Below are 24,587 nucleotides of genomic sequence, written 5' to 3' on the forward strand. Positions count from 1 at the left end.
AACGCCGGGAGCAACGAGGCCTCGTGGCGGAGTGGTTACGCAGAGGACTGCAAATCCTTGCACCCCGGTTCGATTCCGGGCGAGGCCTCCAGGCGCCCGAGCTCCCGCGCGTCAGCGCCGGAGCTTGAGTTCCGGTCGAAATGAACCGCGGTCTTGCGCGGCAAGCGGATTGGTTTTTGGGCGGATTGGTTGGGACATGAGCGCTGATTTCTCCGAACTTCGCGTGAAAATGGTCGACGGTCAGGTCCGTACCACCGACGTGACCAGCGCGCCGCTGCTGGATGCGATGCTCGTCGTGCCGCGCGAGGCGTTCGTCGGCGCCGGCCAACGCGATCTCGCCTATATCGACGAGGACATCCGCATTTCCAACGGCTTGGACGGTGGTGGCGCGCGCTATCTCATGGAGGCTTCGCCGCTAGCCAAACTGTTACAGCTGGCCGAGGTCAACGCCAGCGATTGTGCGCTCGATGTCGGCTGCGGCACCGGCTATTCCACGGCTCTGTTGTCGCGGCTGGCAAGGTCTGTGGTCGCGCTGGAAAGTGATGCGGCGCTGGCCGAAACGGCCAGAGCGACGCTTTCGGGGCTGGGCTGCGACAACGTAACCGTGGTTACCGGGCCCCTGCCGCAAGGCCATGCCGCCAAGGCGCCTTACGACGTGATCTTCATTGGTGGCAGCGTCGAGGAAGTGCCGGCGGCGCTGCTCGACCAACTCGCGGAAGGCGGCCGCCTGGTCGCCGTAGAGGGACAGGGCAATTCGGGCGTAGCCCGACTGTTTATCAAGGCGAGGGGGGTTGTGACCGGAAGACGGGCATTTAATGCGGCAATAAAGCCACTACCCGGCTTTGAACGCATTCACGCGTTCCAATTCTGAGTGATTTTGCCTTGCAGCAGAAGCGTTGTCATGATCGCTTGTGTTTGAACAATTGTTGCTGGTCCGCACAATCGGGGCGCTGTGGGGGCTGACAGCAGGGAACTTCAAAAGCCACGCCGGCTGCTCAAGGAGGAGAAGCCGGCGTTGCGCAGTTCCCACGGAAAACGAATGAGGGATAAAACGTGCCGTCCATACGCAAGAGTCTTTTTGCCGCCGTCCTCGTTTCCGCGACCGCGCTTTCTCCGATAGTCGCCTCTGCGGAAACCATTTTCGGCGCGCTTTCCAAGGCCTACCAGAACAATTCCTCGCTGAATTCCGCCCGTGCCGGTGTCCGTGTCACCGACGAGGGCGTGCCCCTCGCCAAGTCCGGCTGGCGCCCGACCATCAATGGACAGGCTGACGTCGACTACCAGAACACGCGCGTCAGCGGCGCCAGCAACAAACTTTCGAGCGCCAGTGTCGGTATCGTGATCAACCAGAGCCTGTTCGACGGGTTCCAGACCAGGAACAACGTCGCTGCCGCCGAATCGCGGGTCAGCGCCTCGGTCGAAAGCCTGCGCAACACCGAAGAGAACATTCTGTTTACTGCGGCGCAAGCGTATATGGACGTGATACGCGACCGGCAGGTGGCGGTGCTGACCGAGCAGAACCTGCAGTTCCTCACCGAGCAAGCGCGCGCGGCACGCTCGCGCTTCGAGGTTGGCGAAGGCACGCGCACCGACGTCGCCCAGGCCGACGCCTCGCGTTCGTCCGCCGTGGCGCAGTTGAGTGCCGCGCGTGCGCAGGCACTGGCAAGTGCGGCGTCCTATCATCAGATCGTCGGCGATGAACCGGGCAAGCTCAAGGGCGCTTCACCGTTGGCGAAGCTTTTGCCATCGAACCTGGGTGCGGCGATCACCATCGCATCCGCCGAGCATCCGGCCATCCTGGCCACCCAGCATCTGGTCGATGCGGCGGGGTTTTCGGTGAAATCGAACGAAGGCGCCCTGCTGCCGCAGCTTTCCGCTTCGGCCGGTATTTCCCAGGATTATCTGCACCGTAGTCCGGATATCGGCACCAACGGCGATTCGACCTCGGCCAATATCGGCGCGACGCTGACAATCCCGATCTATTCGGGTGGCCGTACCTCGGCATTGGTTAGGCAGTCGAAGGAATCGCTCAGCCAGGCCCGGATCGAGGTCGATGTCAGCCGCGACCAGGTGCGCAACGCCGTCACCTCGGCATGGACGCAATACACCGCCGCGCAACAGGGTGTCGTTGCCAACAGGGAGGTGATCGCCGCCGCGCAATTGGCTTTGAATGGCGTCATCGAAGAGCGCAATGTCGGCCAGCGCACCACGCTCGACGTGTTGAACGCCCAGAACGCCGTCATCACTGCGAAGATCGAGCTTGCCAACTCCGAACATGATGTCGTGGTGGCGAGCTATGCCATCCTTTCGGCGATCGGCCGTCTGTCGGTCGAACGCCTCGCTCTGCAGGTGACGAAATACAGACCTGAAGAGCATTACAACGCGGTCAAGGACAAGTGGATCGGCCTGCGCACGCCGGATGGCCGCTGACCACGTCAGCCAATCCAAATCTGCCGATTCAAAGTGCTGGAGCGCCGCGCGTCATAAAAGGATGCGGGCGCTCTAATCTGTTGAAATCCAACATGTCCCCAGATTGGGGATTCTCGGATGACGATCCGTCGGGTACCCTATCGCCATGATTCGAATCCGGCTTTTGCCGGACAGGAAATCTGCAACGGGTCACAAAGGCGGCGGATGTGACGATGGCGACGGCAAGCAGCGCGCAGCGCGAACCTTCCATGGAAGAAATACTGGCTTCCATCAGGCGGATCATCGAAGACAGCGACACCGGCCGCAAGCAGCCGGGTGAAGCGGACGAGTTGCGCCAGGATCTCGAGCCGGCTCCGGCGGCCGAGCCGGCATCGGATGTGGATGCCTTCCGCAGCGAGCTGCATGCCGAAGCCGGCACCAGGAAGCCGATCACGCTGGCAGAAGTACAAGCGCAACTGGCGGCGACTGAGCCGGTTATCGCGCGCATGGAAACACCGGTACGCTTAGACCCGGCCCCGGTGGAGGCGCCGGCGGCGCGTGCCCCCACTACTTTGGCCCCCACTACCTTGGCCGAAGTGAGCGCAAGGATCGCCGCCGAGTCTGCCCCGACAGCAAAAGCAGATGCGCCGGCGACGGCAAGGATTGCGGAAACCAGCGATAGCATCGTGACCGATTGGCGGCGCGAGATTGCCGCTGTCGGCGAAGCGACAAAGACCGCTGCTGTGGTCAAGCCGGTCAAGGTCGAGATGCGACGGACGCCGGAAGCCGAGCCGGAAGCTGCAATTTTCGAGGATGACTTGACGGCCGAGCCGGCTTTCGGGCCGACGCCTTCGCACAGCGAGCCGACGCTTTCGCACAGCGAGCCGACGCATTCGGGCAGCGAACCGACGCCTTTGCGCAGCGAGTTGGCGCACCAGGCCAGCGGCGATGCCCCGCCGGCCCGCCCGGCGATCCTTTCGGAACGCACCGGCCGGCAAGTTGCCGCAGCTTTTGGCGAGCTTTCCGACGCGTTTGCCAGCCGCAGCAAGAAAACCTTCGACGAGATGGCCGAGGAGATGCTGAGGCCGATGCTGCAGGACTGGCTGGACAACAATCTGCCGACGCTGGTCGAACGGCTGGTGCGCGAGGAAATCGAGCGCGTGGCGCGCGGCGCGTAGTAACAATTCCGACAGACGACAGACGCCGCCGCTTTCGGGCGGCGTTTTCGTTGATGCCCTGGTCTCAGCCGCTCTCGGCGGCTATCGCGAAGGCGATCAACTTGCCGTCGATATCCCATGAAGGTGCGGGCGCGGCTGCGTCGACGATCGTCTCGGTGAGTTGCCTTGATTTGTGCAGTCACTATGTACCAGCATTGCCGTCCGCCGCGCGCCCGCGGTTGACTTGCCAACAGCCTTCCGATTTACACCGGACCCAACAAATCCCGACAGCCCGGACTGCTTCCCATGCTCGAAAAAACCTACGACGCAAAAACCGTCGAGCCCAAGATCGCCAAGATCTGGGAGGATGCCGACGCCTTTCGCGCCGGCGCCGGCGCCGAGGAGGGTGCTGAAGCCTTCACCATCGTCATTCCGCCGCCGAATGTCACCGGCTCGCTGCATATGGGCCACGCGCTCAACAATACATTGCAGGACATACTGGTGCGCTTCGAGCGCATGCGCGGCAAGAATGTGCTGTGGCAGCCCGGCATGGACCACGCCGGCATCGCCACGCAGATGGTGGTCGAGCGCCAGCTGATGGAGAAGCAGATCCACCGCCGCGATCTGACGCGCGAGCAGTTCATCGACAAGGTGTGGGAGTGGAAGGCCGAATCCGGTGGCGCCATCTTCAACCAGCTGAAGCGGCTCGGCGCCTCGGCCGACTGGAGCCGAGAGCGCTTCACCATGGACGAAGGCCTGTCGAAGGCCGTGCTCGAAGTGTTCGTCACGCTCTACAAGGAAGGGCTGATCTACAAGGACAAGCGGCTGGTGAACTGGGACCCGAAATTGCTGACGGCGATTTCCGATCTCGAGGTCGAGCAGCAGGAAGTCAACGGCAGTCTCTGGCACTTCCGCTATCCCATAGAGGGCGAGACATTCGATCCGGAAAACCCCAACACCTTCATCACGGTGGCGACGACGCGCCCGGAGACGATGCTTGGCGATACCGCTGTGGCCGTGCATCCGAACGACGAGCGATACCGGCATCTGGTCGGGAAAAATGTAGTGTTGCCGATCGTCGGCAGAAAAATCCCGGTGGTGGCGGACGAGTATTCCGATCCGGAAAAGGGTTCGGGCGCGGTCAAGATTACGCCGGCGCACGACTTCAACGACTTCGAGGTCGGCAGGCGTCACAAGCTGCCAGCGATCAACATCCTTACCACCGAGGCGGCGGTGACCTTGGGGGATAATGAGGATTTTCTCGCCGGGCTCGAGGTGACGCCGGAGCGCCAGGCCGTCTGGGATGAGCTCGATGGCCTCGATCGTTTCGTGGCACGCAAGAATGTCGTCGAATTGATGGAAGCCGGCGGGTTCCTCGACAAGGTCGAGCCGCATCGCCACGCCGTGCCGCATGGCGACCGCGGCGGCGTGCCGATCGAACCGTTCCTCACCGAACAGTGGTATGCGAATGCAGCTGAGTTGGCCAAGCCGGCCATTGCCTCGGTGCGCGAGGGCCGCACCAATTTCGTGCCGAAGAATTGGGAAAAGACCTATTTCGACTGGATGGAGAACATCCAGCCCTGGTGCATCTCGCGCCAACTCTGGTGGGGCCACCAGATCCCAGCCTGGTACGGGCCGGACGGGCGCGTCTTCGTCGAAAAAACCGAAGAGGAGGCGCTTGGCGCTGCGGTCGAATACTATCTGGCGCTGGAAGGGCCTTGGAAAGGCTGGGTCGAGGACAAGCTCGAGAACTTCAAGCCGGGCGAGATCCTGACCCGTGACGAGGATGTGCTCGACACGTGGTTTTCTTCGGCGCTGTGGCCGTTCTCGACGCTGGGGTGGCCGGACCACACACCGGAGCTGAAGACCTATTACCAGACCGACGTGCTGGTGACCGGCTTCGACATCATTTTCTTCTGGGTCGCCCGCATGATGATGATGGGGCTGCATTTCATGGACGAGGAGCCGTTCCACACGGTCTATGTCCATGCGCTGGTGCGCGACAAGAACGGGCAGAAGATGTCGAAGTCGAAAGGCAACGTCATCGATCCGCTCGACCTTATCGACGAATACGGCGCCGATGCGCTGCGCTTCACGCTGACGGTGATGGCGGCGCAAGGGCGCGATGTGAAACTCGATCCGGCCCGCATCGCCGGCTATCGCAATTTTGGCACCAAGCTCTGGAACGCCACGCGTTTTGCCGAGATGAACGAAGTCGCGCGAAACGACGATTTCTGGCTGAACGACGCCAAGCTGGCGGTCAACCGCTGGATCCTGACCGAACTGACGCGGGCGGCGCGCGAGATTACCGACGGCATCACCTCATACCGCTTCAACGAGGCGGCGGGTGCGGCCTACCGCTTTGTCTGGAACCTGTTCTGCGACTGGTACCTGGAGCTAATGAAGCCGGTGTTCATGGGCACGGACGAGGCCGCCAAGGCCGAAAGTCGCGCCTGCGTCGCCTTCGTGCTCGACGAGATCTACAAGCTGTTGCACCCGATGATGCCGTTCATGACCGAGGAATTGTGGGCGCAGACCGCTGGTGAGGGGAAGGAGCGCTCGTCGTTGCTCTGCCATGCGGCATGGCCGTCGCCGGACTTCGAGGATGCCGAAGCGGCCGCCGACATCAACTGGCTGGTCGATCTCGTCTCCGGCATCCGTTCGGTGCGCTCGGAAATGAACGTGCCGCCGGCGGCGATCGCGCCGCTGGTGGTGATCGGTGCCAATGCGGCGACACACGAGAGGCTCGAGCGCCAGGCATCGGCGATCAAGCGGCTGGCGCGGATCGGCGACATTTCGCTCGCCGAAGCAACCCCCAAGGGCTCGGCCCAGATCGTGCTCAACGAGGCGACCATCTGCCTGCCGCTCGGCAATCTGATCGACCTGACCGCCGAGGCGGCGCGGCTACAGAAGGAACTCGCCAAGGTGACCGAGGAAATCGCGCGTCTGCACAAGAAGCTTTCGAACGACAGATTCGTTGCCAGCGCGCCTGCCGAGATCGTGGAGGCCGAGCGCGAAAAACTCGCCGAATTTCGCGATGAACAAGAGAAGCTGTCAGTGGCGCTGACTCGGGTGCGCGACGCCGGTTGAGGGTGGGTTGGATTCGCGAATCCTGGGGCCAACTTCGGGGCCGTTTCCTTGCCCCAAGAACAGGCATTCCGTTGCGTAAATGTTGACGTAAACGGAAGTTTTTGCCCCATTGTTGCCATAATGTAACAATGGGGCCGAACACCTGCGAAATGCGCTGTTTCTGAGCCATTTTTGGCTGATTTTTCTGAATTTTTTGCCGTCGTGCATGCAAAAGGCTGTTTTGAGGCCTTGCCGTAAGGGCCTGCACTTTGGCGAAAATGCGTTCGACGGAGGCGTACATGTACGCGTCATGAATTCGTTGTTGCGCCGTTAACCCGAATTGGTTCTAGCTTGGTGCACGAAGTATTCGGGAGGACATTCATGAACAATTTGCGACTGAAAGCGCTGCTGGGGGCGGGGTGCTTTTCGCTGGCTTTATCGGGGGCGGCGATGCACCCGGCGCATGCGGGCGGCCTGGAACGCGGCGGCTACGACATCGATCTGCTGTTCGATCCGGCACAGGTCACAGGCGAGGTTTCCGGCACGTACGTGATGCCGCAACGAGACCTCAAGAATGTGGTGGACACGAATCCGGCTGACGGTGACCTCACGCCGCTGGGCGGAGCCCGCGATACTGAAAGCTATTGGGTCCCCAGCGCCGGCATCAAGATCGGCATGGGGCCCGTCGATTGCCTTGGTGACTATTCGCAGCCGATCGGAGCGTCCAGCAATCCCGGCGTCAATTGGGCCGGCGCGAACGGCAATATTGAGACTCAAGTGGAGAGCCACGCCTTTGGCGCCACCTGCTCATACAAGATGGACCTCGGCAAAGGACAGTTTCGTTTCATTGGTGGCGTATTTCACGAGGATGTTTCGGGCTTCAAGGAACAGTTGGTAGCTCCCCTTCCTGCGATGTTTGGTACAGGCGTAGGGCGCCTTGATCTCGAGGGGGACGGTTGGGGATGGCGTACCGGCGTTGCCTATGAGATTCCAGACATCGCTCTGCGCGCCAGCTTGGTCTACAATTCGGCAGTCAAGCTCGACAACCTGGCTGGAACGCTTGATCTGACCCAGGTTCCTGGTTTCGTCGTGCCAGGGAACCCGCTTTTGGGTGTAGTAACCGATGTCTATGGTTCTGCGCAGGTTCCTGACTCGCTGGAACTCAAGCTGCAGTCGGGCATCGCTCCTGGCTGGCTGGCTTTTGGATCCATCAAGTGGGTAAATTGGAGCGAATTGCAAAGCATCCCATTCTGCCCTACCGCGACCAAAGGGTTGGTCGCTTGCACCACAACCAGCGCGGTCCGAGCCACCTCGTTGGATCTGCTCTACAGGGACGGCTGGACCGTGTCCGGTGGTATCGGCCACAAGTTCAATGATCAATGGAGCGGCGCCGCAGCTCTTACCTGGGATCGCGGCACGACCACCGGCCTCAGCGCTCAGACCGATACTTGGACAGTGAGCGGAGGGGTATCCTACACGCCGACCCAAAACGTCGAGCTTCGTTTCGGTGGGGCATTGGGCGTACTCACCAGCGGATCGATACATCAGGTCGTGGGCAGCGATGGCGTTACTTACGGCACCGACTATACCGCCGACTTCGGCAACGATCTTGTTTCGGCCCTATCGGGCTCGGTGAAGGTAAAGTGGTAAGCCTTTCGAACTGAACAATAAAAGGCCGGGCATCGTCCGGCCTTTTTTGTTTGAACAGGCATTTGCCTGATGGCGCGCGTCTGCGTTGCAAAAATGCAGCACAACCTCCGCATAGAGTCCCGATTTGTCGCGGTAGAATCTGGATAAGGCTCTATCTCTTTGTTTCGCCACGATCTTTTACGAAATCCGGGTTCCATTTTTTCAGGACTGCCGGTCCGGCGATTGTGACGTTTTGGCAACAGTTCCTGAGCAACGCCCGCACCGCAAAGTGACTCAGGGGAATTGCCCATTTCCCGCCATAAACCCGGCGCACCTCAATATGGTCTCGGGACACGCGCCAAAAGGCTCGGCGATGGGACAGGCCGCACCGCCCGCGGCAAGGACGAGTATGGACGCCAGAGTCATCTCCAAGGCCAAGTTGCCCAGCCGCCATGTGACCGTTGGTCCGGCGCGTGCGCCGCACCGCTCCTATCTCTATGCGATGGGACTGTCGGCGGCTGAGATCGCGCAGCCGCTGGTCGGCGTTGCCAGTTGCTGGAATGAGGCGGCACCTTGCAACATCTCGCTGATGCGCCAGGCGCAGGTGGTCAAGAAGGGCGTGGCCGCCGCCAGCGGCACGCCGCGCGAATTCTGCACCATCACCGTTACCGACGGCATCGCCATGGGCCACCAGGGCATGAAGTCGTCACTGGTGTCGCGCGAGGTCATCGCCGATTCAGTCGAGCTGACCATGCGCGGCCATTGCTATGACGCGCTGGTCGGACTGGCCGGTTGCGACAAGTCTCTGCCCGGCATGATGATGGCCATGGTGCGGCTCAACGTGCCGTCGATCTTCATTTATGGCGGCTCGATCCTGCCCGGCAGCTATCGCGGCCGGCAGATCACCGTGCAGGATGTGTTCGAGGCGGTCGGCCAGCACTCTGTCGGCGCGGTCAGCGACGCTGAACTGCTCGAAATCGAGCAGGCCGCCTGTCCGTCGGCCGGCTCCTGTGGCGCCCAGTTCACCGCCAACACCATGGCCACCGTCGCCGAGGCGATCGGGCTGGCGTTGCCCTATTCCTGTGGCGCACCGGCTCCCTACGAGATGCGCGACCGCTTCAATTTCGCCTCCGGTGAAAAGATCATGGAGCTGATCGCCAAGAACATCCGGCCACGCGACATCGTCACGTTGAAGGCGCTGGAGAACGCGGCGACCGTGGTTTCGGCCACTGGCGGCTCGACCAATGCGGCGCTGCATCTGCCGGCCATCGCGCATGAGGCCGGGATAAAATTCGACCTGTTCGACGTGGCGAAGATCTTCGAGAAGACGCCTTACATCGCCGACCTGAAGCCAGGCGGCAAATATGTAGCCAAGGACATGTTCGAGGCCGGCGGCATTCCGCTGTTGATGAAGACCTTGCTCGACCACGGCTATCTGCATGGCGATTGCCTGACGGTGACTGGCCGCACTTTGGCCGAAAACATGGAACACGTTACCTGGAATGATAGCCAGGATGTGGTCCGTCCCGCCAACAGACCAATCACCCAAACCGGCGGTGTCGTGGGCTTGAAGGGAAATCTTGCCCCCGAAGGCGCGATCGTGAAGGTCGCGGGCATGTCGGAGCTGAAATTCTCAGGCCCGGCGCGCTGCTTCGATTCGGAAGAGGAATGTTTTGAGGCGGTTACGCACCGCAACTACAGGGAAGGCGAGGTTCTCGTCATCCGCTACGAGGGTCCGCGCGGCGGCCCGGGCATGCGGGAAATGCTGTCGACGACGGCGGCTCTCTACGGCCAGGGCATGGGCGGCAAGGTGGCCCTCATCACCGACGGGCGCTTTTCGGGCGCGACGCGCGGTTTCTGCATCGGCCATGTCGGGCCGGAAGCAGCCGTGGGCGGCCCGATCGGGCTGCTGAGGGATGGCGACGTGATTTCGATCGATGCGGTGAACGGCACGATCGAGGTGGCGCTGTCCGACACTGAACTGGAGGCGAGGGCAAAGACATGGAAGGCGCGCACGACCGACTATCAGTCGGGCGCGATCTGGAAATATGCACAGACGGTAGGGCCTGCCCGCGACGGTGCGGTCACCCATCCGGGTGGTGCGAAAGAAACACATTGCTATGCGGATATCTGAGTTGTTGAGGTCGTCTGTCTTTTCGGCACTGGTCGCGATCGCCACTTTTGGCGCGACCTTGGGCGCCGCGGGCCAGGCCATGGCCTTTGACGACAAGGTGTTCGACGACAAGACCGGCGTGAAGCCGCAGTCCAGCCCCTGGGCGGTGTTCCAGTTCGGCTTCTCCGCCTACAAGAGCGGTCACAAGGAACAGGCGGCCGAGGCTTATAAATACGCCGCCGAGAACGGCCAGATCGGCGCCACCTGGAAGCTCGCGCGCATGTATGCCGAAGGAGACGGCGTGGCGCGCGACGACTACGAGGCATTCAAGTTCTTCTCGGAGATCGTCGACCAGGATGTCGAACCCGGCTCGCCGGAGGAAAGCTATGTCTCCGACGCGCTGGTGGCGCTGGGCGACTATCTCCGCAAAGGCATTCCCGGCAGCCCGGTCACGGAAAACGAGGTGGCGGCCCAGGAATATTACATGCGCGCCGCCGCGAACTACCGCAATCCGAATGCCCAGTTCGAAATGGGCCAGATGTTCCTGAAGGGTGAGGGCGGCGTCAAGGCCAGCGTCAAGCAGGCCGGGCGCTGGTTCCAGCTCGCCGCCGAAAAGGGCCATGCCGGCGCGCAGGCAACGCTCGGCAACCTGCTTTTCCAGAGCGGCAAGATCGTTCGCGGACTGGCGATGATGACCGCTGCACTCGAACGTGCCTCACCGGCCGACCAGCCGTGGATCCGCGGCATGCAGGAAGAGGCGTTCGCCGCAGCCGGCGAAGCCGACCGCCGCACCGCCATTTCGCTGGCCGCCGACATCCTCACCAAGGGCGGCGGCGACCAGTAGCCGCATACTCCGAAAATTGCAGAGGTTCAGATGGCCTCGACCGATCAGTTCGCGGTCGGCTCGCTTGGTTCGGCCAAGGGCAGGGTCGGCGTCGAGATCGGCGTGGTGTGCAGGCGCGGTGCCAGCGTGTTTTCCGGACAATCGTCCCGAACCTTGATCCATGATGTGTTGTTGAGCACCATGTCGCAGCGGGCGAGGTGGCTCCGGCCGGCAAGTGTCAGGCAGGCGACCTGGCCGATCTGGAATGATTTCCCGTTGGCAAGGCATTCCGGGGCGGCAAAAGCCGGCGTCGCCACGGCCATCGCAAGCGCCGAGAGGATCGGGCAAAGAGCAGATCGAATAGTCATGGGAACCCCAGCCGCCATGATGGTGGTCCATCAAGCGCGCGATTTGTGGCGATATCAGGATTTGGAGGCCGGGCTTAGCCCGATCAAGCCGGCTGCAACGCCAGATTTATCACCACAGGCACGTGGTCGGACGGTTTTTCCCAGGCGCGCACATGCTTTTCGATCGAGGCCGAGGAAAAGCGGTTGGCAGCTTCTGGCGACAAAAGCAGGTGGTCGATGCGGATGCCATTGTTCTTCTGCCAGGCGCCGGCCTGATAGTCCCAGAAGGTGTAGACATCGGCCGCGTCGGTGACGGAGCGCACCGCTTCGGTGAAGCCGAGATTCTTCAGTTGGCGGAACGCCTGCCGCGTCTGAGGCTGGAACAGCGCATCGCCCAGCCAGTTCTCCGGATATTTTGCGTCGATCGGCTCGGGGATGACATTGTAGTCGCCAGCCAGCACCAGCGCCTCTTCCGACAAAAGCCGCTGCTCGGCCCAGCGTTCGAGCCGTGCCATCCATGACAGCTTGTACGGAAACTTCTTCTCGTCATCGATCGGGTTGCCGTTCGGCAGATAGAGCGAGGCAACGCGCAAAGCGCCCTTGTCGGTCGAGAACACGCCTTCGATGAAACGCGCCTGTTCGTCGGCGTCGTCGCCCGGCAGGCCTCTGATAACCTCGTCGAAGCGCAGTTTCGACAGGATGGCGACGCCGTTGAAACCCTTCTGGCCATGGGTTTCGACATTGTAGCCCAGCGCCTCGATCTCGGCGCGCGGGAATTGCTCGTCGACCGTCTTGATCTCTTGCAGGCAGACGATGTCGGGCTGGCTTTCATTCAGCCAATGCAAGAGATTGCCGATGCGGGCGCGAACGCCGTTAATGTTCCAGGTGACGATTTTCATGGCAGCCTCAGGGATGTTTCGGCGCAATACGTTCGACGAGGCCGATCGTATTGCCTGCCGGGTCCTTTAGAAAGGCCATCCATTCGCTTTCCCCCGCCGGGCCGAAGTGGCCTTCGATGTCGTTGTGGACAAGCGACGGCGGCGCGGTGAAGGGAATGCCTTCGGCTTTTGCCGAGGCGTGGAAGGCTTCGAGGCCCGCTATGTCGAGATAAACGATCCCCGCCGGCACGCCGTCGGTGAAGAACAGGCGCACGTCGCCAGCCATGATGAAGGCGATGCCCGGCGGATCGTAGCGTGCATGCACGCTCAAGCCGAGCACGTCGCGCCAAAATGCCAAAGTCGTGTCGAGGTCGCGCCCGGCCGAGAGCGCGACCTGACGGACCGCGCCGATTGCGGGCATGGTTATATGCTGAAGCTGGTGCCGCAGCCGCAGGAGGCGACAGCATTCGGGTTCCTGATCTGGAACGACTGACCCATCAGGTCGTCGACGAAATCGATCACCGAGCCGCCCATATAGACCAGCGACAGATCGTCGATCAGCACGGTCGCGCCGTCCTTCTCGATGGCGACGTCGTCGTCGTTGCGCGTTTCGACCAGATCGAACTTGTAGGAAAAGCCCGAACAGCCGCCGCCTTCGACAGAGACGCGCAGCGCCGTCTTGCCGGCTTGCCCCGAAACGATCTTCGCGATCCGCCTGGCGGCGGCATCGGTCATCTCGACCTTCATGGCAGTCTTGGCATCAGCGCCCACGGGCGTCACCTTGCTTTCGGTTTCATATGATAGGTATGAAGCGTGAGGGGCCAAGTCAACTGGTGGTGCATGGACGAGCGGCAGGGCAAGGATGCTCTCGGCGATATCGGCTTCGGTTATCGGCCGCGCGCGGCCTATGCCTGTGACCCGGCGCGCTCGCGCGGGCGACTGTTCGACGAGGTGGAAAGCCCGACCCGCACGCCGTTCCAGCGCGATCGCGACCGCATCATCCATTCGACGGCGTTCCGTAGGCTGAAGCACAAGACGCAAGTGTTCGTCGCGCATGAGGGCGACCACTATCGCACCCGCCTGACGCATTCGATCGAGGTGGCGCAGATTGCGCGCGCTTTGGCGCGGGCGCTTTGCGGCGACGAGGATCTGGCCGAGGCAGTGGCCCTGGTGCACGATTTCGGCCACACGCCCTTCGGCCATACCGGCGAGGATGCTCTGAACGACAAGATGGCCGCCTGGGGCGGCTTCGATCACAATGCGCAGTCGCTGCGCGTGGTGACGCGACTGGAGCGCCGCTATGCCGAGTTCGACGGCCTCAACCTGACCTGGGAGACGCTGGAAGGGCTGGTCAAGCACAACGGACCGCTGACGGACGCCAGCGGGAAGGGGCTGAAAGGGCCGGTGCCGCAAGCGATCCGCGACTATTCGGAACTGCACGACCTCGAACTCGACCGCTTCGCCAGCATCGAGGCGCAATGCGCGGCGATTGCCGACGACATCGCCTACAATACCCATGACATCGACGATGGCCTGCGATCCGGCTTCCTGACGCTGGACATGCTGGAAAAGGTTTCGCTGCCAGGATCGATCCTCGAGGGCGTGCGCGCGCGCTATCCGGTGCTCGACGACGTGCGCACCGGCCACGAACTGATGCGGCGGCAGATCACCATGATGGTCGAAGACGTTATCGTTTCCACCACCGGCAATCTGGCGCGCATCAAGCCGGAAAATGCCGACGCGGTGCGAGCGGCGGGCGAGACTATGGTCACCTTTTCCACCGAAATGGCCGCGGGCGAGAAGGAATTGAAGGCCTTTCTCTACAAGCACCTCTACCGGCACAGCGAGGTCATGCGGGTGCGCGCTGACGCCGAGCAGATCGTGCGGGACCTGTTCGACGTCTATTTCGCCGATCCGCGCGCCATGCCCGATGGCTGGCGGGAGGGGCTCGACCGGGCCGAAGATCGCATCAAGGCGCGCAGCGTTGCCGATTTCCTGGCGGGTATGACCGACACCTATGCGCTGAAGGAACACCGGCGCTTGTTTGACCATACGCCTGATTTAAGCTAGGGCGGGCTCGATTTCGCCGGCCAACGAGCCGGATTCCCTGCAAAGCCGCCAGAGCCAGACCAATGAACATCTTCGCCGATTTCAACGCGCGAATCATAAAAGCCGTCGAAGCGCTTGATTTGAAAGACAATGATGGCGTTTCGCCCGACCTGTCGCGGATCGCTGTCGAGCCGCCCCGCGACGCCAGCCATGGCGATCTGGCGACCAATGCGGCGATGGTGCTTGCCAAGCCGACCGGCCAGAATCCGCGCGCGCTTGCCGAACGGCTGGCAGCGGCGCTGCGCGCCGATCCCGATATCGCCGCCACCGATGTGGCTGGCCCGGGCTTCGTCAACCTCAGGCTCAAGGACGGGTTCTGGCAGGCGCATCTGACGGCGCTGCTTGGCGAAGGCCGCAATTATGGCCGCTCGAGCGTCGGCGGCGGCAGAAAAACCAATGTCGAATATGTCTCGGCCAACCCGACCGGACCGATGCATGTCGGCCATTGCCGCGGTGCCGTGGTCGGCGACACCCTCGCCAATTTGATGGCTTTCGCCGGCTACGACGTGACCAAGGAATATGTCATCAACGATGCCGGCTCGCAGATCGATGTGCTCGGACGGTCGGCCTTCCTGCGCTACCGCGAGGCGCTGGGCGACGACATCGGCGAGATACCGGCCGGGCTTTACCCGGGCGACTATCTGGTCCCGGTCGGCCAGGCGCTGGTCACGGAATTCGGCCGCTCGCTGCTGCAGATGCCGGACGACGAGGCACTGGCCACAGTCAAGGACCGGACGATCGACGCAATGATGGTGATGATCCGCGAGGATCTGGCGCTGCTCAACGTGCATCACGACGTGTTCTTCTCGGAGCGCACGCTGCATGCCGACAATGCCAGGAAGATCCGTTCGGCCATCAACGACCTGACGCTGAAGGGCCATATCTACAAGGGCAAGCTGCCGCCGCCCAAGGGCGAGAAGCCGGACGACTGGGAGGATCGCGAGCAGACGCTGTTCCGCTCGACCGCGGTCGGCGACGACATGGACCGGGCACTGGTCAAGTCCGACGGCACCTTCACCTATTTTGCCGCCGATGTCGCCTATCTCAAGGACAAGGTCGACCGCGGCTTCGTCGACCTCATTTATGTGCTCGGCGCCGACCATGGCGGCTACGTCAAGCGGCTGGAAGCACTGGCGCGGGCGATTGCCGGTGATGATCTGAAGCTTCAGCTTACCGTACTGCTTTGCAATCTGGTGAAGCTGTTTCGCGATGGCGAACCGGTTCGGATGTCGAAGCGGTCGGGCGACTTCGTGACGCTGCGCGAAGTGGTGGAGGAGGTCGGCCGCGATGCGATCCGCTTCATGATGCTCTATCGCAAGAGCGATGCGCCGCTTGATTTCGATTTCGCCAAGGTGACCGAGCAGTCCAAGGACAATCCGGTGTTTTATGTGCAGTACGCATCGGCGCGCTGCCATTCCGTGTTCCGGCAGGCGAGCGAGCAACTGGGTGAGGCCAATTTCGACCGCAACAGGCTGGCTGGCGCCGTGGCATTGCTGACCGACGAGGGCGAGCTCGGGCTGATCAGGAAGCTGGCGGAATATCCACGGCTGATAGAATCCGCGGCCCTTGCGCTGGAGCCGCACAGGCTGGCATTCTACCTCTACGATCTTGCCTCCAGCTTCCACGGACACTGGAACCGGGGTACCGATAATCCCGACTTACGTTTTGTTAAGGTTAACGACCGACAATTGACCCATGCCAGACTAGGGCTGGTGCAGGCTGTTTCGGACGTTTTGACGTCCGGCCTGACGCTGATCGGAGCCGATGCGCCCACCGAAATGCGTTAGGTTTGACTAAATAACCTGTCACCTTTTGCCCACATTGCGCTGGTAAGGGCCAACCCTACGCGACGTCCATGGCGTCCGAATGAGTGCGAGTTCGGGAACAATAATGGCAGACAGAACCCAGCTGAAAGTAGCCGACCACAACGACATCGCCGCCGATGATCCGTTCGCGGAACTGACCAGGATCATGGGGTTCGACCCACGCCAGCCGGTCAAGCCGCAGAAGGCTGCGCCCACCGACGAGTTCGCGGACGAGGGCGATTTCGACATCGACCTCGAGAAGGAATTGATGGGCGAATTCGGCACCGGCGACGACGATGTCGATGCCGTTGAGGTTCAAGAGCCTGCTGCCGAGTTTCAAGAGCCGGCTTTCGAAACGGCTGCCACCGATGCCATGGACGATGCGCTTGCCGCTTCGCTCGAACAGGATTTCCTGCTCGACGACGATACGGCTGAGGCTGCCCATGGTCTCGCAGCTGCCACTGAGGCTCCGGTGCAGGCTTTTGAAGCCGCTTTCGATGATGATTTCGACAATGCGGTCGCCAGTTCGCTCGAAGACGTGTCGCCGCTCGAAGACGATTTGCCGATGGACGACAAGCTTGCCGTGTCGCTCGAGCAGGGGTACCTCGATGACGATGCGACGGACGAGGCCGGGTATAGCACTGCCCCCGTCGCCGAGGCGGCCGCGCCGGTCGTTGAAGCTCAATCCGATGATGATTTCGACAATGCCGTCTCGATATCGCTCGAAGACGAACTGACTCTCGACGGCCATATGCATGCGGAAGACCATCATGCCGGTCTCGCTGCCGTCGAAGTCGCCGAATCTGCGGTGGCACCGGTCGAGGCCGTGGCCGATGCGGAAAAAGGAATTGCCGACGAGGATTTCACCGACCATTTCGACGATGCGATGGCCGATGTCGACATGGATTTCGAGGTCCGCGCCGACCAGCCGGTCGCAGTCGATGAGCCGCTGGCGGACGACGCATTTGCCGGGGCGGTGGACGCAAGTGACGACGCTTATGACGTCGCTCCGCAAGAAGCATTCGACGATTTCGACCTGACCTTTGACGATGCGCTTGTCGAAGACATCGAAGAGCCTGTTGCGCAGATCGCTGCCGTTCCGGCCCAGCCGACCGTGGCTCCTGCGGTTACGGTCGAGCCGGCAGCACCAGTCGCTGCAGCAGACGAACGGACATTGGAAGACGAACTGAACGCGCTGCTCGGCACGATGAAGACGCGGACGTCTCCGGTGGCCGAGGAGCCTGCCATGGTTCAGCAGCCAGTCGCAGCGGTGGAAAAATCCGCCGCCCAGCCGACAGATCCTGTCGCCGCGCTGGATTGGGATCTTGATGAGCACGAGCCTGTCGAGCTGCCTCACGCCGAAGTGGTTCAGGCAGCCGATGCCGGTCTCGACAACCTTCTGCTCGACGAGCTCGAGGGCCAGGATGTCGAGGCGCCCGCGGCCGGGGCCGACATCGAATTCGATGACGATGCATTCGATGCGGCTTTCGCCAAGGGTATCGATCTCGGTCACGACACCGGGGCCGGCAAGGTCGCGCACGCCGCTTCCGACGAAGACACGGGCCACTCGCTGGACTGGATGACGGCGCGCTCGACGCCGCCGGAACCAGCCCGTTCGTGGAGCCGGGTGACGCCGGTCGCCCAGTCGCAGCCCTCGTTTACCGCCCAGCCGATGGCTTCGCTGCCGCCAGCACCCGCCGCGCCGTCCTACCGGGAGCATCCGGCCGAAAATGTCTCCGCCCATGTGGAACCGGCGCCCGCGCCGTACGAACAGCCTCAGCGCTACGACGAGATGCCTGATGTCGAGACGGTTGATGTGCCGGAGCGCGTTGTCGCCCTGGCCGACGATCTCGATATTCCGGAGCTCAATTTCGACGAAGACGAGCCGGCGGCGCAGGCCTATGACGATCTCGACGCCGAGTTCGCCAGCCTTCTCACCGACATGAACGCGACAGAGGTGGCCGCGGCGCCTGTGCGCAGCACTGCCTATGACGACGACTCCTACAGCTCCGGTTTCAAGTCGGGCTATGAGCGCGACCGCAACGATGCCCGTTCTTATGCGGCGCGGCCGGCCGAAGTGCCTGCCAACGCGGCGGCCGGCGCCTATACCGATGCCGCAAACGGCTTCGATATAGACGACTTGCCCGGCAGCCAGCCGGTTTCGAAGGCGGACGATTTCACTGTCGACGAACTCGACTACGATCCCGAGCTGGACGACGCCATGTCGGTTCCGGGCCTGGCCGAGCAGGATGCGGCAAGACAGCCGCGTCGGAGCGGCCTGCTGGTTGCCGCGGTCGTCGGTGCCGTTGCCATTGCCGGTGGCCTTGGCGCCTTTGCCTTGTCCTTTGGCGGCAAGGGCGGCAGCGATGCGCCGGTGATCGTCAAGGCCGACAACGCGCCGATCAAGGTCAAGCCGGAAAATCCGGGCGGCACCGTGGTGCCGAACCAGGACAACAAGGTTTATGACGCGGTGGTCAAGGGCACGAAGCCGGCCGAGCCGGTTCAGGAGAAGCTGGTCACCAACACCGAAGAGCCCGTGGATGTGACCGCCAATGAACCGCAGAGCCGTGTCGTCGATCTTTCACCCAACGATCCCGATGCTGCCCAAGCGACCGAAGCTGCCCCAGGCACTGATGCTGCCCAGGGCACCGATACGATTGGCAACGCTGACGCCGCCGTGCCGGCGCCTAAATCCGAGGACCGCATAGCGCAGGCTCTGCAGGAGGCAGACAAATCCGGGAATCCCGATGTCGTGGCCATTGCGCCGCGCAAGGTGAGAACCATGGTGGTCAAGCCGGATGGTTCGCTGGTTGCGCGTGAGGATCCGACGCCAGCAGGCCCGCAGGTGGCGGCTACCGAGCCGGTCGATCCGGCGCCGCAGCTTGTGGCTCCGCCGGCCCAGGCTGACGCAGAGCAGACCGGTACCGTGCCGCCCGCGACGGACCAGGCCAGTGGCCAGGCAGGCGCCGATCAGACCGAAATCGCCAAGCCGGCTGCCGCGCCCAAGGCCGAAGCCCAGTCCGCCAACACGCCGGCGACGGTTCCGCTGGCGCCGCAACGCCCGTCCGATCAGCCGGTCGACGTGGTCGGCGAGGTCAAGCCGGACCAAGTTGCCTCCATCCCGACGACAGCTTCGACGGGCGGTGGCTCGTGGTCGATGCAGATTGCTTCGCAGCCGACGGTCGAGAGCGCCCAGTCCAGCTATGCGGACCTGCAGCGCCGCTACGGCAGCGTGCTTTCCGGCCGCACGGCCAACATCGTCAAGGCCGAGATCGCCGGCAAGGGGACATTCTATCGCGTCCGCGTTCCGGCGCAGTCGCGCAACGATGCGATCAATCTGTGCACCAGCTACAAGGCTGCCGGCGGCAACTGCTTCGTGTCGCGGTAGGCTTTTCAAATCTCCTGTCTTCGGACGGAAAAAACCGGCGCGGTCTCAGACCGCGCCGGTTTTTTTGTGTGGAAGGGCTTTTCGGCATTCAAATGCATGCTTTTGGAGCGATTCCCTTTGTCCGCGTGAAGCTCTAAACTCCAGTGCATGACCGAATCAAAATCCATGATCCTCGGCTGCGCCGGGAAATCGCTCACTCGCGAAGAAATCAATTTCTATCGCAATGAATGCCCGTGGGGCTTCATCCTGTTTGCGCGCAACATTGGCGAGACCGAGCAGATCCGCGATCTGGTCGCTTCGATGCGCGACTGTATCGGGCGCCCGGAGGCACCGGTGTTCATCGACCAGGAAGGTGGCCGTGTGCAGCGCCTGCGGCCGCCGCTGGCGCCGAACTACCCGGCCGGCGGGGCGCTTGGCGCGCTGTGGCGCGATGACCATGACGCCGGCAACCGTGCCGCCTGGCTGATGGCGCGGCTGCATGCCTTCGATCTGCTGCGCTACGGCATATCAGCCGATTGCCTGCCGGTGCTCGACGTGCCGATCGAAGGCGCTAGCGACGTCATCGGTGCGCGCGCCTACGGCAAGGAACCGCGACCGGTGATCGAACTCGGCCGCGCCGCGGCGGAGGGGCTGATGTCGGGCGGCGTTCTGCCTGTCATGAAGCACATTCCCGGACACGGACGGGCCTTTGCCGACACGCATTTCGAGCTGCCGACGGTCGATGCCTCGATGAGCGAGCTGCAGCGGCATGATTTCGCCCCGTTCAGGGAGCTCAACCACCTGCCGATGGCGATGACGGCGCATGTCGTCTACAGCGCCATCGACCCGAAGAACCCGGCGACCACCTCAGGCAAGGTCATCGACGAGATCATCCGCGGCGAAATCGGTTTCGATGGGCTGCTGATGAGCGATGACACCTCGATGAAGGCACTTTCTGGGGATTTCCCGACAAAGGCGGCCACCATCCTTGCGGCGGGCTGCGATCTGGTCCTTCACTGCAACGGTGTTTTCGAGGAGATGGCTGGCATTGCATCGCGCACGACCGGGCTTGAGGGCAAGCCGCTTGAGCGCGCAAAGCGGGCGCTGACCTATATAAAGAACCGCGACGCGGCTGAAGAAACCGAGATACGCGCCGAGTTTGCCACCTATTTCGACGCGGTGGCCTAACACAAGAAGGAGAAGGGCAAGTGGCGGAGACATTGGAAAGCAAGGCCGGGAAGGCCGCACCGATGGACCGTCTGTGGGCCGAGAACGACGATTCACGCGTCACCGGCGACCCGTCGCTGGTTGTCGACGTGGCCGGCTTCGAAGGCCCGCTCGACCTTCTGCTGCATCTTGCCCGCAACCAGAAGGTCGATCTGTCGCGTATCTCGATCCTGGCGCTGGTGGAGCAATATCTGACCTTTGTCGAGACGGTGAGGGCGCTGCGGCTCGAGCTTGCCGCCGACTATCTGGTGATGGCGGCGTGGCTGGCCTTCCTCAAATCGAAGCTTCTGATCCCCAAGCAGCCCGGCGACGACGGCGAGAGCGGCGAGGAACTGGCGGCGGTGCTGCAGTTCCGGCTGAAGCGGCTGGAAGCCATGCGCGACGCATCGGCACGGTTGGTCAACCGCAACCGGCTCGGCCGCGACGTGTTTGCGCGCGGCATGCCGGAAATGGTCATCGTCGAGAAGCGCAATGCCTATTCGGCCTCGCTCTACGACCTTTTGACCGCCTATGCCCAGCAGCGCCAGAAGCAGGCGATCACCAATGTGACGATCGCCAGGCGCGGGGTGTGGTCGCTCAAGGATGCGCGCGATATCCTGATCAGGCTGGTCGGAGCGCTGCGCGACTGGACGGCACTCGACAGTTATCTGATCGAATATCTGACCGGCCCGGAAGAGCGGCGCACTGCGATTGCCAGTTCGTTTGCGGCAACGCTGGAACTGGTACGCGAAGGCAAGATCGAGATGCGGCAGGACGAGGTGTTCGCGCCGCTCTATCTGCGCGGCCGCACGCCGAGCATCAAAGCAGTCGAGGTGGCATCATGAGCGAACGCGGCAACGCTTCGGTCATTCCGTTCAAGGTCGACGAAGCGGCCGAAGAGGGCGCCGTTGCGCAGGATTCTGCTGAGAATGAGACCCAGAGTTCGGGCCAGAATCCCGGCGAGCGGCTGCATATGGCGGAAGCCGTGCGGATGGCCGAGGCGATCGTTTTTGCCAGCGCCGAGCCGGTCAGCGAGAAGCAGCTTGCGGCGCGCTTGCCCGACGGCATCAACATTGCCGCGGCGATGGCCGACCTGCAGCAGATCTATGCGCGGCGCGGCGTCAATCTGGTGCGCGTCGGCGATGCCTGGGCGTTCCGCACTGCTGGTGACCTCGCTTTCCTGATGAGCCGCGATACCGTTCAGCAAAGGAAGCTTTCGCGCGCGGCGCTCGAAGTGCTGGCGATCATTGCCTACCACCAGCCGGTTACGCGTGCTGAGATCGAGGATATTCGCGGCGTCGAGACCTCGAAGGGAACGCTGGACACGCTGATGGAGACGGAATGGGTGCGGATGCGCGGCCGGCGCCGCACTCCCGGCCGTCCGGTCACCTACGGCACCACCGACACGTTCCTCGACCATTTTGCGCTGGAGGAGATCCGCGATCTTCCCGGTATGGACGAGTTGAAGGGCGCCGGGCTGCTTTCCGGCCGCATGCCGTCCAATTTTTCCATTCCGATGCCGCCGTCCGATCCAGATGCGCTGACCGAAGACGAGGATCCGCTGACCGATATCGATCTCGAGGAACTCGGTCTGTTGACGCCGCGCGTCACGGAAGATTGACCGCGAAACCGCGCCGAAAGCGGGGATGCGCCGATTCGTAGCGGGCCAACGCGCTGAAAGTGCGTGACATCCGACGGGCTTTTATAAACTTTGTCGCGGTTGTGTTTGAATCCCAACGCGAAAACGCATAGATCATCGCCAGGGAAAACATTCGAGAGAGATTTGCTATGGGTTCATTTTCGATTTGGCACTGGATGATCGTGCTGGTGATCGTGCTGCTGGTGTTCGGCCGCGGCAAGATTCCAGAGCTGATGGGTGACATGGCCAAGGGCATCAAGAGCTTCAAGAAGGGCATGGCCGACGACGAGGTTGCCGAAGACAAGCGCACCGTCGAACACCGTGCCGACGAGACGGTTTCGGCAGCGAAGGAAAAGGCCAGCAAGAGCTGAGCCCAAGGTTCTAGTCGGAACAGATAGCCATGTTTGAAGTCGGCTGGACCGAAATGCTGGTGATCGCGATTGTTATGATCGTGGTCGTCGGGCCCAAGGATTTGCCCAATATGCTGCGCACCTTCGGCCGCACGACGGCGAAGCTGCGCGCCATGGCCTCCGACTTTCAGAAACAGTTCAACGACGCGCTCAAGGAAGCCGAACTCGACGACGTCAAGAAGTCGGTCGATTCGCTGAGAAGCCTCAATCCGGCGGCCGAGATCCGCAAGCAGCTCAATCCGTTCGAGCAGGCGGCAGCCGATGTTCGTTCCGGGGTCGACGCGGCGATGAAGCCGAAGCCGGCCGACGATCCGGCCACGCCCGCGGCTTCGACGCCGCAAGTTGCCGAACCGCTGAAGAATGGCGCCACGGTGATGCCGGGCGTCAATGGACCGGAAGCGGCGTCTGCGGCGCCGATCTTTCCGGCGATGACCGACAGTTCGGTCGCGGCACCGGCCGCGCCGCAAAAAGCATCGGCAGCTGGGAAAGGCGCTAAGCCTACCGCGTCGAAAGCAAGCAAGGTTGCAGCCCCGGCTGCCGTGGCCAAACCCGCACCGGCAAAGGCAGCGCCTGCCGTCAAGGCAGCAATCGTGGCAGCGAAGCCTGTGGCGGCAAAGGCGGCAAAGCCCACTACCGAGGCGACAACGGCAAAGGCCGCGTCGAAACCAGCAGCGGCCACGCCCAAGGCGCCGGCTGCGGCAACGAAAAAGACGGCGGGCAAGTGAGCGTTTCGGACACCGAAAAGGACGAGATCGAGAAATCGTCAGCGCCGCTGATGGAGCATCTCATTGAGTTGCGCCGGCGGCTGATCTGGTCGATCGGCGGCTTCTTCGTCGCCTTCCTCGTCTGCTTCTTCTTCGCCAAGAAGCTGTTCAATCTGCTGGTCATTCCGTTCAAATGGGCGACCCAATGGGCCGGACTCGACCCGCACAAGGTCGAGCTGATCTACACGGCGCCGCAGGAATTCTTTTTCACCCAGGTCAAGCTCGCCATGTTCGGCGGCATGGTCATCGCCTTTCCGCTGATCGCCACGCAGATCTACAAATTCATCGCGCCCGGCCTCTACAAGAACGAACGCAACGCCTTCCTGCCGTTCCTGATCGCCTCGCCGATCCTGTTCCTGATGGGCGCGTCGCTGGTATATTTCTTCTTCACGCCGATGGTGATGTGGTTCTTCCTCGCCATGCAGCAGACCGGCACTGACGACCAGGTTCAGATTTCGCTGCTGCCGAAGGTGTCGGAATATCTCAGCCTGATCATGACGCTGATCTTCTCCTTCGGCCTGGTGTTCCAGCTGCCTGTGGTGACCAGCCTGATGACGCGGGTGGGCATGCTGTCGTCGCAGGCGCTGGTCGAAAAGCGCAAATGGGCGATCGTCATCGCGTTCGTCGTGGCGGCGGTGCTGACCCCGCCCGATCCGATGAGCCAGATCGGCCTGGCCATTCCCACCATCATTCTCTACGAGGTTTCGATCTGGGCCGCCCGACTGATCGAGCGCGACCAGGACAGGCAGAAGGTGGCGCGCGAGAAGAAGGAGGCCGCGGAAGAGGTGGCCGAAAAGCCCGCCGACGAGCCTTCGACGCAGGGTCCTGCGTAGGCCCTAGCGTTCCGGCGCCTGCGTCAGCG

General features: G+C 62.4%; 20 protein-coding genes and 1 tRNA gene. 17 read left to right on the top strand and 4 right to left on the bottom strand.

The window, feature by feature from the left end; all coding sequences use genetic code 11:
* Positions 1–17: 17 nt before the first annotated feature.
* From LHFGNBLO_RS21105 to LHFGNBLO_RS21140, 8 genes are all read left to right on the top strand, one after another.
* A tRNA-Cys gene (locus tag LHFGNBLO_RS21105) sits at positions 18–91 on the top strand.
* Between the two features lie 105 nt (positions 92–196).
* Entirely contained in the window at positions 197–871 is a 675-nt protein-coding gene (locus LHFGNBLO_RS21110) for a protein-L-isoaspartate O-methyltransferase family protein (RefSeq protein ID WP_258601281.1), read from the top strand.
* 182 nt (positions 872–1,053) lie between these two features.
* Entirely contained in the window at positions 1,054–2,430 is a 1,377-nt protein-coding gene (locus LHFGNBLO_RS21115) for a TolC family outer membrane protein (RefSeq protein ID WP_258601282.1), read from the top strand.
* 212 nt (positions 2,431–2,642) lie between these two features.
* The gene (locus LHFGNBLO_RS21120) at positions 2,643–3,587 is read left to right on the top strand and encodes a PopZ family protein (RefSeq protein ID WP_258601283.1); all 945 of its coding nucleotides are present in this window, start codon (positions 2,643–2,645) and stop codon (positions 3,585–3,587) included.
* 285 nt (positions 3,588–3,872) lie between these two features.
* On the top strand, positions 3,873–6,656 hold the full coding sequence (locus tag LHFGNBLO_RS21125) for a valine--tRNA ligase (protein ID WP_258601284.1): 2,784 nt from the start codon (positions 3,873–3,875) through the stop codon (positions 6,654–6,656).
* 360 nt (positions 6,657–7,016) lie between these two features.
* Positions 7,017–8,285, top strand: coding sequence for an OmpP1/FadL family transporter (locus LHFGNBLO_RS21130; RefSeq protein ID WP_258601285.1), 1,269 nt, complete (start codon positions 7,017–7,019; stop codon positions 8,283–8,285).
* A 388-nt stretch (positions 8,286–8,673) separates the two neighbouring features.
* Complete coding sequence (gene ilvD / locus LHFGNBLO_RS21135; RefSeq protein WP_258601286.1) at positions 8,674–10,398, top strand: dihydroxy-acid dehydratase; 1,725 nt, start codon at positions 8,674–8,676, stop codon at positions 10,396–10,398.
* Positions 10,385–11,221, top strand: a complete 837-nt coding sequence (locus tag LHFGNBLO_RS21140; protein ID WP_258601287.1) for a tetratricopeptide repeat protein — start codon at positions 10,385–10,387, stop codon at positions 11,219–11,221. The genes ilvD and LHFGNBLO_RS21140 overlap by 14 nt, the downstream gene beginning before the upstream one ends.
* Before the next feature lie 44 nt (positions 11,222–11,265).
* On the opposite strand, the gene LHFGNBLO_RS21145 is transcribed toward LHFGNBLO_RS21140, so the two are convergent.
* From LHFGNBLO_RS21145 to erpA, 4 genes are all read right to left on the bottom strand, one after another.
* Positions 11,266–11,586, bottom strand: coding sequence for a hypothetical protein (locus tag LHFGNBLO_RS21145; RefSeq protein ID WP_319944171.1), 321 nt, complete (start codon positions 11,584–11,586; stop codon positions 11,266–11,268).
* Positions 11,587–11,651: 65 nt separating this feature from the next.
* On the bottom strand, positions 11,652–12,446 hold the full coding sequence (gene xth, locus LHFGNBLO_RS21150; RefSeq protein WP_258601290.1) for an exodeoxyribonuclease III: 795 nt from the start codon (positions 12,444–12,446) through the stop codon (positions 11,652–11,654).
* A gap of 7 nt (positions 12,447–12,453) precedes the next feature.
* Positions 12,454–12,846, bottom strand: a complete 393-nt coding sequence (locus tag LHFGNBLO_RS21155) for a VOC family protein (protein WP_258601291.1) — start codon at positions 12,844–12,846, stop codon at positions 12,454–12,456.
* Between the two features lie 2 nt (positions 12,847–12,848).
* Entirely contained in the window at positions 12,849–13,196 is a 348-nt protein-coding gene (gene erpA, locus LHFGNBLO_RS21160; protein WP_258601292.1) for an iron-sulfur cluster insertion protein ErpA, read from the bottom strand.
* 69 nt (positions 13,197–13,265) lie between these two features.
* Between erpA and LHFGNBLO_RS21165 the strand changes: the two genes are divergently transcribed.
* From LHFGNBLO_RS21165 to tatC, 9 genes are all read left to right on the top strand, one after another.
* Positions 13,266–14,495: a deoxyguanosinetriphosphate triphosphohydrolase gene (locus tag LHFGNBLO_RS21165; RefSeq protein WP_258609838.1), complete on the top strand. Its 1,230-nt coding sequence runs from the start codon at positions 13,266–13,268 to the stop codon at positions 14,493–14,495.
* 62 nt (positions 14,496–14,557) lie between these two features.
* Complete coding sequence (argS, locus tag LHFGNBLO_RS21170; RefSeq protein WP_258601293.1) at positions 14,558–16,321, top strand: arginine--tRNA ligase; 1,764 nt, start codon at positions 14,558–14,560, stop codon at positions 16,319–16,321.
* Between the two features lie 103 nt (positions 16,322–16,424).
* Positions 16,425–19,727, top strand: coding sequence for an SPOR domain-containing protein (locus LHFGNBLO_RS21175; RefSeq protein ID WP_258601294.1), 3,303 nt, complete (start codon positions 16,425–16,427; stop codon positions 19,725–19,727).
* A gap of 147 nt (positions 19,728–19,874) precedes the next feature.
* Entirely contained in the window at positions 19,875–20,894 is a 1,020-nt protein-coding gene (nagZ, locus tag LHFGNBLO_RS21180) for a beta-N-acetylhexosaminidase (RefSeq protein WP_258601295.1), read from the top strand.
* Positions 20,895–20,956: 62 nt separating this feature from the next.
* On the top strand, positions 20,957–21,757 hold the full coding sequence (locus tag LHFGNBLO_RS21185; protein WP_258609839.1) for a segregation and condensation protein A: 801 nt from the start codon (positions 20,957–20,959) through the stop codon (positions 21,755–21,757).
* Positions 21,754–22,533, top strand: coding sequence for an SMC-Scp complex subunit ScpB (scpB, locus tag LHFGNBLO_RS21190; RefSeq protein ID WP_258601296.1), 780 nt, complete (start codon positions 21,754–21,756; stop codon positions 22,531–22,533). The genes LHFGNBLO_RS21185 and scpB overlap by 4 nt, the downstream gene beginning before the upstream one ends.
* A gap of 167 nt (positions 22,534–22,700) precedes the next feature.
* On the top strand, positions 22,701–22,922 hold the full coding sequence (locus LHFGNBLO_RS21195; RefSeq protein ID WP_258601297.1) for a twin-arginine translocase TatA/TatE family subunit: 222 nt from the start codon (positions 22,701–22,703) through the stop codon (positions 22,920–22,922).
* 29 nt (positions 22,923–22,951) lie between these two features.
* The gene (tatB, locus tag LHFGNBLO_RS21200) at positions 22,952–23,686 is read left to right on the top strand and encodes a Sec-independent protein translocase protein TatB (protein WP_258601298.1); all 735 of its coding nucleotides are present in this window, start codon (positions 22,952–22,954) and stop codon (positions 23,684–23,686) included.
* Positions 23,683–24,558: a twin-arginine translocase subunit TatC gene (gene tatC, locus LHFGNBLO_RS21205; protein ID WP_258601299.1), complete on the top strand. Its 876-nt coding sequence runs from the start codon at positions 23,683–23,685 to the stop codon at positions 24,556–24,558. Before tatB ends, tatC begins: the two co-directional genes overlap by 4 nt.
* Positions 24,559–24,587: the final 29 nt, after the last annotated feature.

The sequence above is a fragment of the Mesorhizobium sp. AR10 genome (genome assembly GCF_024746795.1).
GTDB lineage: Bacteria > Pseudomonadota > Alphaproteobacteria > Rhizobiales > Rhizobiaceae > Mesorhizobium.